Consider the following 14,388-nt stretch of genomic DNA (forward strand, 5'->3'; position numbering starts at 1 on the left):
ACCGCTGTAAGCAAGATGTGCCCCGTCCGTCGGCCGATCGGGTGGTCTCGATCTTGCGTCCACCTGTGGGAATTACGCAAAGTTAGAGGGGGTTTACGGCGTTCGGTGTGACTTGGCTTACAGCGTTTCCGGCCGTTCGGAGGTCACGGAGCCGTCCGAGGCCCCGGCGCCCACGGAATAAGGATTTGCGGGGCGGCGTTGAGGGCCGCTCGACGACTCGAGCCCCGGCAACGCCTCCGCAGCGGTCCGGACTTGCTAGGTTCGCGGGCAATGCCCCCACGCTCAGAGCCCCCAGCCGGGAGCGCCCCCGCCTCCCCGGGCACCCCCCGAACCCCGGCCCCCACCGGCAAGCGAACGCGCCCCGACGCGCCGGCCGCCACACCGGAGCCGCCGACGGTGGGCTTCCCCGCCGCCCAGCCGACGCCGGACTCGGCAGAGACCCCCGCACTCGGTTTCACGGCAGCAACCCGACCCCCACAGTCGGCCGGCGCTGCACAGTCGGCTGGCGCTGCACAGTCGGCCGGCGCTGCACAGTCGGCCGGCGCTGCACAGTCGGCCGGCACCGCACAGTCGGCCGGCACCGCACAGTCGGCCGGCACCGCACAGCCAGCGGGCGCTGCACAGTCGGCCGGCACTGCGCAGTCAGCCGGCACTGCGCAGCCAGCGACGGCGCCGGAGTCCACTGAGGCACCTCGGGGTCGCCCGGCTTCCGGCTCCGCGGCGGCATCCGCGCAGCCGGCCGGCACTGCGCAGCCAGCGACGGCGCCGGAGTCCACTGAGGCCCCTCGGGGCCGTCCGGCTTCCGACTCCGCGGCGGCATCCGCGCAGCAGTCCCCCTCCGCGTCGGCGGCGGATTCGGTGGAGACTTCTGTCTCGGGCTTCGGTGCCGCCGGCGGGTCCGCTGAGCCGGCCGATGCCGAGGAGACCCCCGCCCTGGGCTTTGCCGCCACCCGCGGATCCGCCGGGTCGGCCGATCGTGCCCAGGAGACCACCGCGGCGCCGAGTTATGGTGAAAATGCTGCGCCCATCGAGTCCACTGAAGATTCCCCGCCCGCGCCATCTCGGGCGAAGCCGGCGTCGAAATCCGCGGCCAAGCAAGCGTCTGCCGGCAAACGGCCGGCCGAACCTCCCCGGGAAGAACCCCCCATCACCCCCTGGGCCGACGAGGACCACCGCACCCCGCAGCTGACCGCGGCCCTTGCACTCCTCGCCCTCGGCGCCGTCGCCCTGACCGCCGCGGCCTTCGTCCCCGTGTCGCCCGCCGCGGCCCCGGGCTTCACCAGCTGGCCCTGGCTGGCCGTCCTCGCGCTCGGGCCGGTCGTGGCCGCCGTCGCCGTGCGCGGCAAGCCCGGCGTGGCCGCCGGCGTGGTGCTCGGGCTGGCCGCGCTGGCTCCCGGGCGGCTGGTGCTCGACCTGCAGTTCGCCGTCAACGGGCCGCTCACCATCCGGCCCGAGCTCTACCTGCCCGACCGGTTCCTGGGCGGCTCGGCCGTCGGCGCCGGGTTCTGGTTGCTCGTCGCCGGGGACGTGCTCACCGTGGCCGCCGGGGTGCTTGCCTGGCGGGCCGTCCGGGCCCGCGACGAAGAGCCCGAACGACGCCGGTGGCGTCTGCTCGTGCCGTTGCTCGCCGTCGCCGCTTCGGTCGGGTTGCTGACCGCTCCCGTCCACTCGGACAACGGTTTCCTGCTCGCCCGTGCCGCTTTCGAAGGGCCGTGGCCCGCCCTCGGCGGCTACCTGCTGCTCGCCGCGGCGCTGCCGTTGACCGCCGTGCTCGCGCTCGCCGCTCCCGCCGAGCGTGTCGCTCGCGGGGCGCTCGGCGGGCTTGCCGCCACCGGCTTCGGGATCGCCTTGCCACCCGTGGTGGCCGGGCTCTCCCGGGACGACCTGCACGTCGCCTGGGGGCCGGTCCTCGTGCTCCTCGCGATGGTGGCCGTCGCCGGCCTCGCGGGTACCCGGCTGACCGAAACCTCGAATGTGGACGCCGAGAACCTGGCCGGCGGCGCGAAACTCCCCGGCCTGTTCTGGTGGCGGCTGACGACCGGCGTGCTCGGGCTGGCCACCGCGCTGGCCGCGGTGATCGGCACCCTCGCGCCCCAGGTCGCCGTCACGGCGCTCAACCCGGCCGCCGCCGCGCCCGTCAGCGCGGCCGCCGAAAGCCCGGCCCGCTGGTACCTGCTCACCGCCGCGATCGTGGTGGCCGTCCTGAGCCTCGGCGTGCTCGTCACGCGGACGGCTCCGGTGGCGCGGTCGCTGCTCGGGCTCGCCTGGGCCGGGATCGTGCTGGCCGGCACGGCCGTGCTGAACACCGCGCTGACCGCCACCCAGGCCGGCAACCTCGCCGGGTTCGGCGGCGCCGACCCGAACGGCGCCACACCCGCGTTCACCTACGACCTCGGCGCCGGCGCCGCCTGGACGTTCGCCGCGCTCGTGCTGGCCGTCCTGGCCGCGCTCGCCGCCGTCGGCACCGGGGTCGTCGAGCGGGAGGACGCCGGGGACGGCGCCCAGCCCAACGGCGGCGTGCTCACGCCCGTCGTGGCCGGGGCCGTGCTGGCCGTCGCCGCGTTCGGGCTGCCCGTCTTCACCGTGCCCGGCTACGTCGCTCCCGGGCTCTGGTCGAACTTCGACACACCTTCGTGGGGGCTGCTGACGGCGGCCGCGGTGGTCGTCGGCGCGGCCGTTCTCGCGGTGCGGTCGCGGCCCAAACCGGCCGCGGCTCTGCTGGCCGGGGCCGCCCTGCTCGCCGTGCTCCACGCCGCCGAACTGCCGCTCGTCGGTGGCTCGCTCGGGGACGCGAGCCCGGCGACCGGGTTCTGGGTCGCGCTCGCCGCGGCCGCCGCCCTGCTGGTCGCGGCGGCCGTGTCGGCCGCGGGTGCCCGGCGGAAGGCGTGAGCCGGGCGATGCCGCGAGTGCTCGTCGTCGAGCTCGGCGGGCCGGACCCGCGGGCCGCCGCGCTGGGCCGGGTGCTGCGCGACGAAGGCATGGAGGTCGTCCACGCCGGCCCCGTGGACACCGACGAGCAGGTCCTCCGCATCGCCGAGCAGGAGGACCCGGACGCCGTGGGGGTGCTCGGCGGCGAGCTGCGAACCACCCTGAAAGATGTTCGCGTCTTCCGCCTCGGCGAACCGGCGGACCCGGCGAACGGCGTCTTCGAAACCCCCGGCGAAGTGGCGGAATGGTTGTCCGGTGGGCGGTCTCACACCTCGGGAACACCGTCTGACCGCGTACGGTGACCGACTTCACCAGGTGCGGAGTCCCCGCCGTTCGCGCAGGTCGCTAACCTCGACTGGTCCGACAGCGCGGTCCGGTCGCGGACCACCTGCAGTGGCGTGTCGTCAGGAGACTGGAGTAGTGGACCTCTACGAGTACCAGGCGAGGGATCTCTTCGCCGCCCACGGAGTACCGGTTCTGCCGGGCTCGGTGGCTAGCACCCCCGAAGAAGCCAAGGCCGCCGCGGAGCAGATCGGTAACCAGGTCGTCGTCAAGGCGCAGGTGAAGGTCGGCGGCCGTGGGAAGGCGGGCGGCGTCAAGCTGGCCCAGACGCCCGACGAGGCGAAGGAGAAGGCGGAAGCCATTCTCGGCCTCGACATCAAGGGCCACATCACGCGTCGCGTGCTGGTGGCCGAAGCCTCGGACATCGCGTCCGAGTACTACTTCTCCTTCCTGCTGGACCGGGCGAACCGGACCTTCCTGGCGATGGCCTCGTCCGAAGGCGGCATGGAGATCGAGCAGCTCGCGGTCGAGCGCCCCGAAGCGCTCGCGAAGATCCCCGTCGACTCGATCGCCGGCGTGGACAAGGCGAAGGCGCTCGAGATCCTGAAGGCCGGCAACTTCCCGGCCGACATCATCGACGAGGCCGCCGACGTCGTCGTGAAGCTCTGGGAGACCTTCGTCTCCGAGGACGCCACGCTGGTCGAGGTCAACCCGCTGGTCCGTGACCCGCAGGACAAGATCATCGCCCTCGACGGCAAGGTCACCCTCGACGAGAACGCGGACTTCCGCCAGCCGGGCCACGAGGCCCTGGTGGACAAGGACGCGGAGAACCCGCTCGAGGCGAAGGCCAAGGCCAAGAACCTCAACTACGTCAAGCTCGACGGCCAGGTCGGCATCATCGGCAACGGCGCGGGCCTCGTCATGTCCACTTTGGACGTCGTGGCGTACGCGGGCGAGAAGCACGGCGGCGTGAAGCCGGCGAACTTCCTCGACATCGGCGGCGGCGCGTCGGCCGAGGTCATGGCGGCCGGTCTGGACGTCATCCTCAACGACACCGACGTGAAGAGCGTCTTCGTCAACGTCTTCGGCGGCATCACCGCCTGCGACGCGGTGGCGAACGGCATCGTCGAGGCCCTGAAGATCCTGGGCGACGAGGCCGCCAAGCCGCTGGTCGTCCGCCTGGACGGCAACAACGTCGTCGAGGGTCGCCAGATCCTGGCCGACGCGAACCACCCGCTGGTCACCGTGGTGGACACAATGGACAACGCGGCCGACAAGGCTGCCGAGCTCGCCGCGGCAGGTGCGTGAAGATGTCGATCTTCCTGAACGAGAACAGCAAGGTCATCGTGCAGGGGCTCACCGGCTCCGAGGGCATGAAGCACGCGACCAAGATGCTGAAGTCCGGCACGAACATCGTGGGTGGCGTCAACGCCCGCAAGGCCGGCCAGACCGTCACCATCGAGGGCAAGGACCTCAAGGTCTTCGGCACGGTCGAAGAGGCCATCAAGGAGACCGGCGCCGACGTGTCGGTCATCTTCGTGCCGCCGAAGTTCGCGAAGGACGCGGTCGTCGAGGCGATCGACGCCGAGATCCCGCTGGCCGTCGTCATCACCGAGGGCATCCCGGTGCACGACTCGGCCTACTTCTGGGCGCACGCGGTCGCGAAGGGCGGCACGACCCGGATCATCGGGCCGAACTGCCCCGGCGTGATCAGCCCCGGCAAGTCGAACGCCGGCATCATCCCGGCCGACATCTCCGGCCCGGGCCAGATCGGCCTCGTGTCGAAGTCCGGCACGCTGACCTACCAGATGATGTACGAGCTGCGGGACATCGGCTTCTCCACCGCGGTCGGCATCGGCGGTGACCCCATCATCGGCACCACGCACATCGACGCCCTCGAGGCGTTCGAGGCGGACCCCGAGACCAAGGTCATCGTGATGATCGGCGAGATCGGTGGCGACGCCGAAGAGCGCGCCGCGGCCTACATCAAGGAGAACGTGACGAAGCCGGTCGTCGGTTACGTCGCGGGCTTCACCGCGCCCGAGGGCAAGACCATGGGCCACGCGGGCGCCATCGTCTCCGGTTCCTCCGGCACGGCCGCCGCCAAGAAGGAGGCCCTCGAGGCCGCCGGCGTCAAGGTCGGGAAGACCCCGAGCGAGACCGCCGTCCTGGCGCGTGAGCTGTACAACAGCCTCGGCTGATCTCGGTAAGTAACCGCTGGTCGAGCCGGGCACCCACGAGGTGCCCGGCTCTTCCGCGTTTCGGGACGAAACCTGTCGAGGTATTCACGCGTCTGATGGGCTGGCGGCCGTTCAGTGCGCTAGCGTTCTGCGCACGCAAGCCGCCTCGTCTTCCCCGGGTGCCCTCGTGCCCCGGAGTGCCGGTCGAACCGACAGGAGTGCTTCCCGATGACCTTCCCCAGCGGCGGGCCCGGCTACCCCCAGCAGGGTGGCGGCCAGCAGCCCCCCGGACCCCCGCCCTCCGGCGGTTTCCCGCAGCAGCAGCACCAGCCGCCGCACTCGCACCAGGCGCCTTCGGGCCCCGCGAACCTGACGCAGAACCTGCCGCTGCTGCTCACGCTGGTCGTCGCGGTCTTCGGCCTCGTGCAGTACTTCCTCGGCTTCTCCGACAACGCCGCCGTCGGCTCGGCCACGACCTTCTTCCTGGTCGCTGCCCTGCTCGCCGGGCTGCACGTGCTGCCGAAGGGCCCGAAGACGCTGCCGTTCGCCGCGCTCTTCAGCGTGCTCGGCGCCCTCGAAGCGCTCGATTCGCTGGTCTCGCTGCCCACCACCCCGGGCATCGTCACCGTCATTCTGATCCTCGGCATCCTGCAGATGCTGGTCGCGGTCGGCGCGCTGCTCATCGAGTACGACGTCGTCAAGCCGCCGGCGCCGAAGGCCGCCGCGCCGTCCTACGGCGGCCAGTACGGCCAGCCCGGCCAGCAGCAGTACGGCCAGCAGGGCGGGCCGCAGTTCGGCCAGCAGCAGCCGGGGCAGGCCGGCGCGCCGGGTGAGCCGCCGGCGCCGTTCTCGCAGCCGGGCCAGTACGGCTCGCCGAACCCGCCGTCGACCAACCCGCCGCCGGGGCCGCAGGCCACGACGTACGCCCCGATGCAGGGCCAGTTCTTCCAGCAGCCGCCGTCGGACAACCCGGGCACGCCGCCCGGTGGCTTCGGCAAGTCGAGCTGACATCAGCTGCTCGGAAACACCCGCTGTGACCCTCCGTGTCACAGCGGGTGTTTTGCACTCCGGGGGTTACCCGACCGGGTGGGTTAGCTTCCCCACGCAGGCCGGAGGCGGCGTGGCTCACCCGTACGGACCAGCCCGGATGTCAGGGTGCGGATCATGGACCTGCTCACCAGCGACCCCCGCGAAGAGCCGGTGAGCGACCTCGAACCCGACGTCGGACCGACCGGCGCGGCGCGGCTGCGGGTGCTGCTCGCGGCGGCGCTCGGCCCGCTGGTCACCGGCTACGCCGTCGTCGCCACCGTGCTGACCCTGGTCACGCTCACCGCCGAACGCACCGTCTTCTCCGGCTTCGGCGTGCTCCTGGCCGCGGGGCCGGGCTGGCTCGCCGCGCACCAGGTGCGCCTCGGAATCGGCGGGCACCCGCTCGGCCTGCTGCCGCTGCTGCCGACGCTGGGCGCGGTCGCGCTGGTCGCGCGGACGGCGTCCGGCGCCGCCCAGCGGCTCGGCTGCCGGTCGGCGCGCGAGGCGCTGCCGGTGTTCGTGGCGACCACCGCCGCGCACGCGGCGTTCGGGCTCGTCATCGCGCTCTGCGCGCAGGGCTCGCCGGTGACCGCGAACCCGCTGCTCGCCTGTGTGGTGCCCGGGCTGCTCGCCGCCGTCGCCGCGGCCGTGGGCATCGTGCGGTCCTGCGGCCTGCCGGACGTCGTCGCCGAGCGGCTCGACCCGCTGGCCCTGCGCGGGATCCGGGCGGGCGGGCTGGGGCTCGCGCTGCTGGTGGCCTGCGGTGCCGCCGTGTTCACCGTGGCGACCGCGGTGTCCTGGCCGACCGTGGCCGACATCTACGAGCCCGGGTTCGGCAGCAGTTTCGGGCTCTTCCTGCTGTCCCTGATGTACCTGCCGAACGCGGTGACGGCGTCGCTGTCGTTCGTCACCGGTCCCGGGTTCTCGATCGGCCCCCTGACCGTCGGGATGTTCGGTTACCACGGCGGCACCGTCCCCGGCGTCCCGATCCTCGGCGGGCTGCCCGAGCACGCGAGCGCCTGGTGGCCGGCCCTGCTGGTGCTGCCGGCCGCGACCGGCGTGCTGGTCGGGTGGTCGCTGCGCAAGGTCGACGCCGACCCGGCCCAGCGCATCCGCACGGTCGCGGTGGCCGGCACGGTGGTCGCGCTCGGCTGCGTCGTGCTGGGGACGCTGTCCGGCGGACGGCTCGGCGACGGCCCGTTCGACCCGGTGAGCGTGCCCGTCGGGGTCGCCTCGGTGGTCGGGTTCTGCTGGATCGTCATCCCGGGCGCGTTCACGGCGTTCTTCGCGGGTGAGCACGAGCCGCCCGCGCCGCCCGAAGCGCTTGAAGACAACGAAGCCTTCGAGGACGCCGAAGACGTCGACCCCGACGAAGCAGCCGAAGCGCTCGAGGACTTCGAAGAGTCCGAAGAGGACGAAGACGATGAAGACGCTGTCGTCGACGAAGACGCCGAGTTCGAAGCCGAGGCGGACGCCGAGCTCGGCCTCGAAGACCCGGCCGAAGACGAGCCGGAAGACGGCCCGGAAGAAGACCCGGAAGGCGCTCCGGAGCCCGACGAGGCTGTGACCGGAGGCACCGAGACCTGCGGCGACGTCGAGCCGGGCGAGGCCGACCGTTAGGGTTGACGTGACCTGGTGAAGCGCCGTGCGCCCTGGCTGCGCACCGCCGGCGGCTAAGGAGCCTGCTCTGTCTCAACGGTTGGAGCTGCCCACTCCGGTGAAGCTCGTCGTGCTCGCGTCGGGCTCCGGCACCCTCCTGCAGGCGTTGCTGGACGCCACCGGGCGGTCCGGCTTCCCGGCCAAGGTCGTCGCCGTCGGCGCCGACCGCACCGGCATCGAGGCGCTGACCCGCGCCGAACGGCTGAGCATCCCGTCGTTCACGGTCCGCGTCGCCGACCACCCCGACCGCGCCGCCTGGGACAAGGCGCTGGCCGAGGCCGTCGGCGCCTACCAGCCCGACCTGGTCGTCTCGGCCGGGTTCATGAAGATCCTCGGGAGCGAGTTCCTCGGCCGGTTCACGGTGGTCAACACGCACCCGGCGCTGCTCCCGTCGTTCCCCGGGATGCACGCGGTCCGCGACGCGCTGGAAGCCGGCGTGAAGGTCTCCGGCTCGACCGTGCACTTCGCGGACGCCGGGGTCGACACCGGGCCGATCATCGCCCAGGAGGCCGTCGTCGTGGAGTACGACGACACCGAAGACGTCCTGCACGAACGGATCAAGGCCGTCGAACGCAGGCTGCTGGTGGAAACGATCGAGCGACTCGGCCGCGGTGGCTGCACCGTGGACGGACGAAAGGTGACATTTCGTGAGCACTGACCTGGGACGGCGCCCGGTCCGCCGGGCGCTGATCGGCGTCTCGGACAAGGCGGGCCTCCTGGACCTGGCGACGGGCCTGCACGCGGCCGGCGTCGAGATCGTGTCCACCGGCGGCACGGCGAAGGTCATCGCCGACGCGGGTGTCCCGGTCACGCCGGTCGAACAGGTCACCGGGTTCCCGGAGTCGCTGGACGGCCGGGTCAAGACGCTGCACCCGCGGGTGCACGCCGGGCTGCTCGCCGACCAGGGCAACCCCGACCACGTCGAGCAGCTGCGCACGCTGGACATCGCGGCGTTCGACCTGCTGGTCGTGAACCTCTACCCGTTCACGCAGACCGTCGCCTCCGGCGCGAGCCCCGAGGACTGCGTCGAGAACATCGACATCGGCGGCCCGGCCATGGTCCGCGGCGCGGCGAAGAACCACGGCAGCGTCGCGGTCGTCGTCGACCCGGCCCGCTACGGCTGGGTCCTGGAGCGCGTCGCCGACGGCGGCTTCGACCTCGACGACCGCAAGCGCCTCGCGGCCCAGGCGTACGCGCACACGGCGTCCTACGACATCGCCGTCGCGTCCTGGTTCGCCAACGTCTACGCGCCCGCCGACGACTCCGGCTTCCCCGAGTTCTCCGGCATCAGCTGGGAACGCGGCGAGGTGCTGCGCTACGGCGAGAACCCGCACCAGAAGGCCGCGCTGTACCAGGGACACCGGGCCGGCCTGGCCCACGCCGAGCAGCTGCACGGCAAGGCCATGTCCTACAACAACTACGTCGACACCGACGCCGCGCGCCGGGCCGCGTTCGACTTCGCCGAGCCGGCCGTCGCGATCATCAAGCACGCCAACCCGTGCGGCATCGCGGTCGGCACCGACGTCGCCGAGGCGCACCGCAAGGCGCACGCGTGCGACCCGGTTTCGGCCTACGGCGGCGTCATCGCGACGAACCGGCCGGTCAGCCGCGAGGCCGCGGAGCAGATCGCCGAGGTCTTCACCGAGGTCGTGCTCGCGCCGGACTTCGACACCGAGGCGCTGGAGATCCTGCAGCGCAAGAAGAACATCCGGCTGCTCAAGCTGCCGGAGATCGCGCACCCGGCCCCGATCGAGTTCCGCCAGATCTCCGGTGGTGTGCTCGTGCAGACCGTCGACGCGATCGACGCGCCGGGCGACGACCCGGCGTCGTGGACGTTGGCCACCGGCACCCCGGCCGACGAGCAGACCCTGCGTGACCTCGAGTTCGCGTGGCGCTCGCTGCGCTCGGTGAAGTCGAACGCGATCCTGCTGGCCGCCGACGGCGCGACCGTCGGTGTCGGCATGGGCCAGGTCAACCGGGTCGATTCGTCGCGGCTCGCGGTTTCCCGCGCGGGTGACCGGGCCAAGGGCTCGGTCGGCGCGTCCGACGCGTTCTTCCCGTTCCCGGACGGCCTGGAAGTGCTGGTCGAGGCGGGCGTCCGTGCGGTCGTGCAGCCCGGCGGCTCGGTCCGCGACCCCGAGGTCATCGCGGCCGCGGAGAAGGCGGGCGTCACCATGTACCTCACCGGCACGCGGCACTTCGCGCACTGACCCGCGCGCGCTTCGAGAGGGAGGGCTCGATGCAGCAACCACCGCAGTACGGTCGAGGTCAGCAGGGGTACCCGGGCTATCCGCAGCAGCAGCCCGGGTACCCACCCCAGCAGGGTTATCCGCCTCCCGGGTTCGGCGGTCCGGTGCCGCCGCCCGGGAAAAAGAAGACCGGGCTGATCCTCGGCATCGCCGGCGGGGTCGTGGTGCTGCTCGGCGCCGGCATCCCGCTCGGCATCTTCGCGAGTGACTACTACACGAGCACCGGCGCGGCCCCGTCGTCGTCGCCGGTGCCCGGCGAATGCCAGATCCCGGCGCCGGTGCTGGAGAAGGCCGGGTTCCCGAGCTTCGCCGGCACCAACGCCGGGGGTGCCGCGTCCGTGCCGGGCCTGAAGCAGATCGGCTGCGGGTTCAAGCCGGGACCGGACGAGAACGTCCGCGACGCCGCCATGAACATCCGGGTCGTCGAGTACTCCGGCGAAGGCGCCGCGCAGCAGGCGAAGAACGGCTTCATGCCGACCAAGCCGGAGGTGGCGCCGACCGAGGTGCGCGGCCTCGGTGACAAGGCGGCGCTCGTCCGCCTGGTCACCCGGAGCGCGTTCAGCGGCGCCGAACTGCACGTGCTCAAGGGCACGAACGTCTTCACCGTCGAGATTTCCGGCTGGGACAAGGGGTTCTTCTCGAACTCGCCGATTCCCCAGCAGGAGGCGGACGACGCCGTGAAGGCTGTCGGCGCCGAGATCGTCAAGCGGCTGCCGCGTTAGCGTCTAGGGGCGGAAGAGCGCGTAGATCACCTCGTCGCGCCAGCTCCCGTTGCGCCAGGTGACCTGGCGCATCACGCCTTCGCGGTGGAACCCGGCCCGTTCCAGCGTCTTCTGCTCGGCGACGTTCTCGCCGTCGGTGAACGCTTCGAGCCGGTGCGCGCGGGTGACGGCGAACAGGTGCGCGACGAGCAGCCGGTGCGCGGCGAGCCCGGTGCCGCGGCCGCGGTGCTCCGGCAGGAGCGTCAGCCCGATCTCGAAACAGCCGCCCGCGGGCCCGCCGCGGTCGGCCGCCTCACAGCTCGCCATGCCCGCGACGGCGTCGTCCGCCACCACGGCCGGCGCGGTGTCCCGGGCGCCGAGGAAACCGTCCTCGGCCCAGCGGCGGCGGCGGGCACGCGGATCGGTGAAACCCGACCACTGGTGCTCGCCGAGCACCGCCGGCTCGGTCGCGAACCGGTCCAGGACGGGCAGGTCCTCCTCGCGGAAGGGCCGCAGCACGACGTCGATCACGCGGGGGCCGGCAGGGCCTTGCACAGCGCCGTCGGGAACTTCGGGTCGGCCGCCCGGATCTCCGTGCAGCCCGCGCTCTTGGCCTGCGCGAACGACGTCCACCCGGCGTCGCTCCAGCGGAAGGCCGTGCGGGACGGCGGCTCGGTCTGGTGCACCAGCAGGTCGAGGACCAGCCAGTTCGCGTCGCAGACGCGGGTCGTGCCGCTGCTCGCGGCCCCGGCCGCGGACGCCGCCGCGCCGATCCAGGCGGGGTCGCAGTGGTCGGCGGGCGGCGCGCAGGTGCCCTGCGGCGCGCAGTGGCCCCAGCCCGCGCCGAGCTTGTGCCAGGAGTTGCCGTTGTCGGCGTTGAGGATCACCGTCCGGTCCGCGATCGGGTCGGACGTGCTCAGCCGCAGTTCGGCGGGGACCTTGGCCTCGCAGCCGCCCGCCGCGGGCCGCGTCGAGTAGATGACGTCGGCGCGGATGTCGGTCTTCGCCTCGACGACCTGCTCGATCCGCGGCTCGCGGACGCAGCCGGGGTCCTTGCCGGGCAGCGCGACCTGCACGAACAGGCTGAACTTGTCGGGGCCGGGGCGGATGCCGGTGACCTCGGCGCGGAAGGTGCGCCACTCCGCGCCCACGGTCGTCGGACCCGGGGCCGCGGCCTTCGCGCCGGGCAGCCCGCCGCTCCCGCTCGCGAGCACGACGGCGAGCACCGCGCCCGCCACGACCAGCACTCCGGCGGCCCACAGGATCGGCCGTCCGCGTCCGTTCGTCATCGTCACCCCCAGAAGTCACCGGGGAATCTAGCCGACCCCGCAGCGTCAGGCGGGCGGACCGGAGATTTCGCGCTGTGTGACGTCCTTCTCGAGGTGGACGGCGCCCCGGATGTGCCCCGGCGCGTCCGGGAGGTCGGTGAGCCGGTAACCCGCGCGCTGGTACATCGTGATGTTGCGGGTGCTGCGGGCGCCGGTGAACAGGACGAACCGGCGCGCCTCGGCGGGCGCCTGCGCCTCGGCGTGGGCGAGCAGCCGGCGGCCCAGCCCGCGGCCGGCGAAGTCGGGCGCGACCATCAGCCGGCCGAGCTCCCAGCGGTCGCCGTCGAGCCGGGCGCGGACGGCGCCGATCAGCCGGTGCCCGTCCCGCAGCGTCCAGACCGACCACGTCTTCGTCCAGTCCCGCAGGTCCGCGAGGGTCTCGTGCAGCGCGGGGATGTCGAGGGTGTCGTTGAGGATCGCCTCCTGCACCCAGCAGCAGCGCTGCAGGACCAGCAGTTCGGGACAGTCTTCGGGCCGTGCTGCTTCGATCTCCACGGGTGTCTGTGTAATGAGGTCCACTGTGCGCGGGCAACTTCATTAAGGTGGCGGGGTGACTTCCGGCCCGCTCGACGTCCCCGGCCTGGCCCCGCTCCCGCCGCGGGCCCGGGCGCTGCTGGAGTCGCTGGGCGCGCCGCCACGCCTGGCCGCGCACCTGCGGGCGGTGCACGACGTCGCCGTCACCCTGACCGGCTGGGCCGGATCGCGGGCGGAGTTCGATCGCCCGGCCGTGCTGTTCGGCGCGGCCACGCACGACATCGGCAAGATCCGGCACCCGGAGGAGCTGTCCGGACCGGGCTCGGCGCACGAGCGGGCCGGCTACGAACTGCTGCTGTCGCAAGGGGTCGAGGAGGCGTCGGCGCGGTTCGCGCGGACGCACGGCTCCTGGGGCGCCGACGACGTGACCCTCGAGGACCTGCTCGTCAGCCTGGCGGACAAGGTGTGGAAAGCGAAGCGCGTCCCGGACCTGGAGCAACGGGTGACCGAGCACCTCGCGGCGGTCGGCGGCGAGCCGGTCTGGCAGGTCTTCATGGCCCTGGACGACGTGCTCGACGGGATCGCCGCGGGCGCCGACGCGCGGCTGGCTTTCCAGGCGTCGTACCCCACTTGTGGGTGACTTGACAGGGTTCGCGGTTCGCGGTTGACTGAACACGTCGAACAGGTGTTCGACATGGATCCGCCGCCTTCCCCGCGGCGTACCAGAGTTGCCGGTCGTGTTTTGGGAGAGGCGCGGCCGTCGTCTCCGGTTCGTTGGTGGGGAGGTGCGTGCGGTGACCGCTGTGGTGGAGCCGCCGGTGGCCCGGCTGGCGGCCCTGCCCGGGGTCAGCACGGCGAGCCGGGTCGCGGCCCAGGCGGACCAGGCGCGGGTGACGGGAAGGGTGCTCCCGGTCGCCCCGGCGCTGGCCGGGCTGCTGCCCGCTGCCGGGCTCCGGCGCGGAACCACGGTGGCGGTCCACGGGGCGAGTTCCCTGCTGCTCGCCCTGCTGGCCGAAGCCACCGCCGCCGGGTCGTGGGCGGCGGTGGTCGGCCTGCCCTCACTGGGTCTGGCGGCCGCGGCCGAGTACGGCGTGGACCTCACCCGGCTCGCCCTGGTCCCACGCCCGGGCGCGGACCTCCCGGCGGTGCTCGCGGCACTGCTCGACGGAGTGGACCTGGTGGTCGCCTCGACGTCGACGATCCAGCCGGCGGTAGCCCGCCGCCTGTCGGCCCGGGCCCGCCACCGAGGCGCGGTCCTGCTGGCGTTCGGCGCCTGGCCGGGCGCGGACGTCGAGCTGTCCTGCCGCCTCGAACCCTGGTCAGGCCCGGAGGACGGCTACGGCCACCTCCGCCAACGCCGGGCGCTGGTCCGGGCGCGAGGCCGCGGCGCGGCGGCCCGCCCGGTCTCGGCGCACCTCTGGCTCCCGTCTCGCGACGGCTCGCTCCGCTCCGCCGCCGCTCACCTCGCCCCGGCACCCTCGCTCCGCGAGGAGACGGCATGACCCCACCCCGGACGCCCCCGCCCCGACCGTCTGGGTGCACGGTCCGACTCTCCAGG

General features: G+C 72.9%; 14 protein-coding genes. 11 read left to right on the plus strand and 3 right to left on the minus strand.

Annotated elements, in window-relative coordinates:
- Positions 1-1,251 precede the first annotated feature (1,251 nt).
- From ACGFMK_RS18390 to ACGFMK_RS18430, 9 genes are all read left to right on the plus strand, one after another.
- Positions 1,252-2,889 carry a hypothetical protein gene (locus tag ACGFMK_RS18390; RefSeq protein WP_392764219.1) on the plus strand — a complete coding sequence of 546 codons (1,638 nt, stop codon included), beginning with the start codon at positions 1,252-1,254 and terminating at the stop codon, positions 2,887-2,889.
- Between the two features lie 8 nt (positions 2,890-2,897).
- Entirely contained in the window at positions 2,898-3,230 is a 333-nt protein-coding gene (locus ACGFMK_RS18395; protein ID WP_392764222.1) for a hypothetical protein, read from the plus strand.
- A gap of 118 nt (positions 3,231-3,348) precedes the next feature.
- Positions 3,349-4,518, plus strand: a complete 1,170-nt coding sequence (sucC, locus tag ACGFMK_RS18400; protein ID WP_392764224.1) for an ADP-forming succinate--CoA ligase subunit beta — start codon at positions 3,349-3,351, stop codon at positions 4,516-4,518.
- Positions 4,519-4,520: 2 nt separating this feature from the next.
- Positions 4,521-5,411, plus strand: coding sequence for a succinate--CoA ligase subunit alpha (gene sucD, locus ACGFMK_RS18405; protein WP_323329617.1), 891 nt, complete (start codon positions 4,521-4,523; stop codon positions 5,409-5,411).
- A gap of 207 nt (positions 5,412-5,618) precedes the next feature.
- On the plus strand, positions 5,619-6,398 hold the full coding sequence (locus ACGFMK_RS18410) for a DUF5336 domain-containing protein (RefSeq protein WP_392764227.1): 780 nt from the start codon (positions 5,619-5,621) through the stop codon (positions 6,396-6,398).
- A 147-nt stretch (positions 6,399-6,545) separates the two neighbouring features.
- Positions 6,546-8,039, plus strand: a complete 1,494-nt coding sequence (locus tag ACGFMK_RS18415) for a DUF6350 family protein (RefSeq protein WP_392764230.1) — start codon at positions 6,546-6,548, stop codon at positions 8,037-8,039.
- Between the two features lie 79 nt (positions 8,040-8,118).
- Positions 8,119-8,736 carry a phosphoribosylglycinamide formyltransferase gene (gene purN, locus ACGFMK_RS18420; RefSeq protein WP_392764233.1) on the plus strand — a complete coding sequence of 206 codons (618 nt, stop codon included), beginning with the start codon at positions 8,119-8,121 and terminating at the stop codon, positions 8,734-8,736.
- Positions 8,726-10,288, plus strand: coding sequence for a bifunctional phosphoribosylaminoimidazolecarboxamide formyltransferase/IMP cyclohydrolase (gene purH, locus ACGFMK_RS18425; RefSeq protein WP_392764235.1), 1,563 nt, complete (start codon positions 8,726-8,728; stop codon positions 10,286-10,288). Before purN ends, purH begins: the two co-directional genes overlap by 11 nt.
- Positions 10,289-10,317: 29 nt before the next feature.
- On the plus strand, positions 10,318-11,049 hold the full coding sequence (locus ACGFMK_RS18430) for a hypothetical protein (RefSeq protein WP_392764238.1): 732 nt from the start codon (positions 10,318-10,320) through the stop codon (positions 11,047-11,049).
- Positions 11,050-11,052: 3 nt separating this feature from the next.
- Here the strand turns inward: ACGFMK_RS18430 and ACGFMK_RS18435 are convergent, their stop codons facing one another.
- The 3 genes from ACGFMK_RS18435 to ACGFMK_RS18445 are packed head-to-tail and all read right to left on the minus strand — an operon-like array spanning position 11,053 to position 12,851.
- The gene (locus ACGFMK_RS18435) at positions 11,053-11,559 is read right to left on the minus strand and encodes a GNAT family N-acetyltransferase (protein ID WP_392764240.1); all 507 of its coding nucleotides are present in this window, start codon (positions 11,557-11,559) and stop codon (positions 11,053-11,055) included.
- A complete protein-coding gene (locus ACGFMK_RS18440) occupies positions 11,556-12,317 on the minus strand; it encodes a hypothetical protein (protein ID WP_392764242.1) in 762 nt (253 codons plus the stop codon). Before ACGFMK_RS18440 ends, ACGFMK_RS18435 begins: the two co-directional genes overlap by 4 nt.
- A gap of 45 nt (positions 12,318-12,362) precedes the next feature.
- The gene (locus ACGFMK_RS18445) at positions 12,363-12,851 is read right to left on the minus strand and encodes a GNAT family N-acetyltransferase (RefSeq protein WP_392764244.1); all 489 of its coding nucleotides are present in this window, start codon (positions 12,849-12,851) and stop codon (positions 12,363-12,365) included.
- 55 nt (positions 12,852-12,906) lie between these two features.
- Between ACGFMK_RS18445 and ACGFMK_RS18450 the strand changes: the two genes are divergently transcribed.
- Together ACGFMK_RS18450 and ACGFMK_RS18455 are read left to right on the plus strand one after the other, a co-directional pair.
- Complete coding sequence (locus ACGFMK_RS18450; protein ID WP_392764246.1) at positions 12,907-13,470, plus strand: HD domain-containing protein; 564 nt, start codon at positions 12,907-12,909, stop codon at positions 13,468-13,470.
- Positions 13,471-13,624: 154 nt separating this feature from the next.
- Positions 13,625-14,332: a hypothetical protein gene (locus ACGFMK_RS18455; RefSeq protein WP_392764249.1), complete on the plus strand. Its 708-nt coding sequence runs from the start codon at positions 13,625-13,627 to the stop codon at positions 14,330-14,332.
- Positions 14,333-14,388 lie beyond the last annotated feature (56 nt).

The sequence above is a fragment of the Amycolatopsis sp. NPDC049252 genome, from assembly GCF_043197175.1.
Taxonomy (GTDB): Bacteria; Actinomycetota; Actinomycetes; order Mycobacteriales; family Pseudonocardiaceae; genus Amycolatopsis.

Coding starts and splice junctions, on each gene's coding strand:
- ACGFMK_RS18395 (WP_392764222.1), top strand. CDS start 2,898: ATGCCGCGAGTGCTCGTCGTCGAGCTCGGCGGGCCGGACCCGCGGGCC.
- sucD (WP_323329617.1), top strand. CDS start 4,521: ATGTCGATCTTCCTGAACGAGAACAGCAAGGTCATCGTGCAGGGGCTC.
- ACGFMK_RS18410 (WP_392764227.1), top strand. CDS start 5,619: ATGACCTTCCCCAGCGGCGGGCCCGGCTACCCCCAGCAGGGTGGCGGC.
- ACGFMK_RS18430 (WP_392764238.1), top strand. CDS start 10,318: ATGCAGCAACCACCGCAGTACGGTCGAGGTCAGCAGGGGTACCCGGGC.
- ACGFMK_RS18440 (WP_392764242.1), bottom strand. CDS start 12,317: ATGACGAACGGACGCGGACGGCCGATCCTGTGGGCCGCCGGAGTGCTG.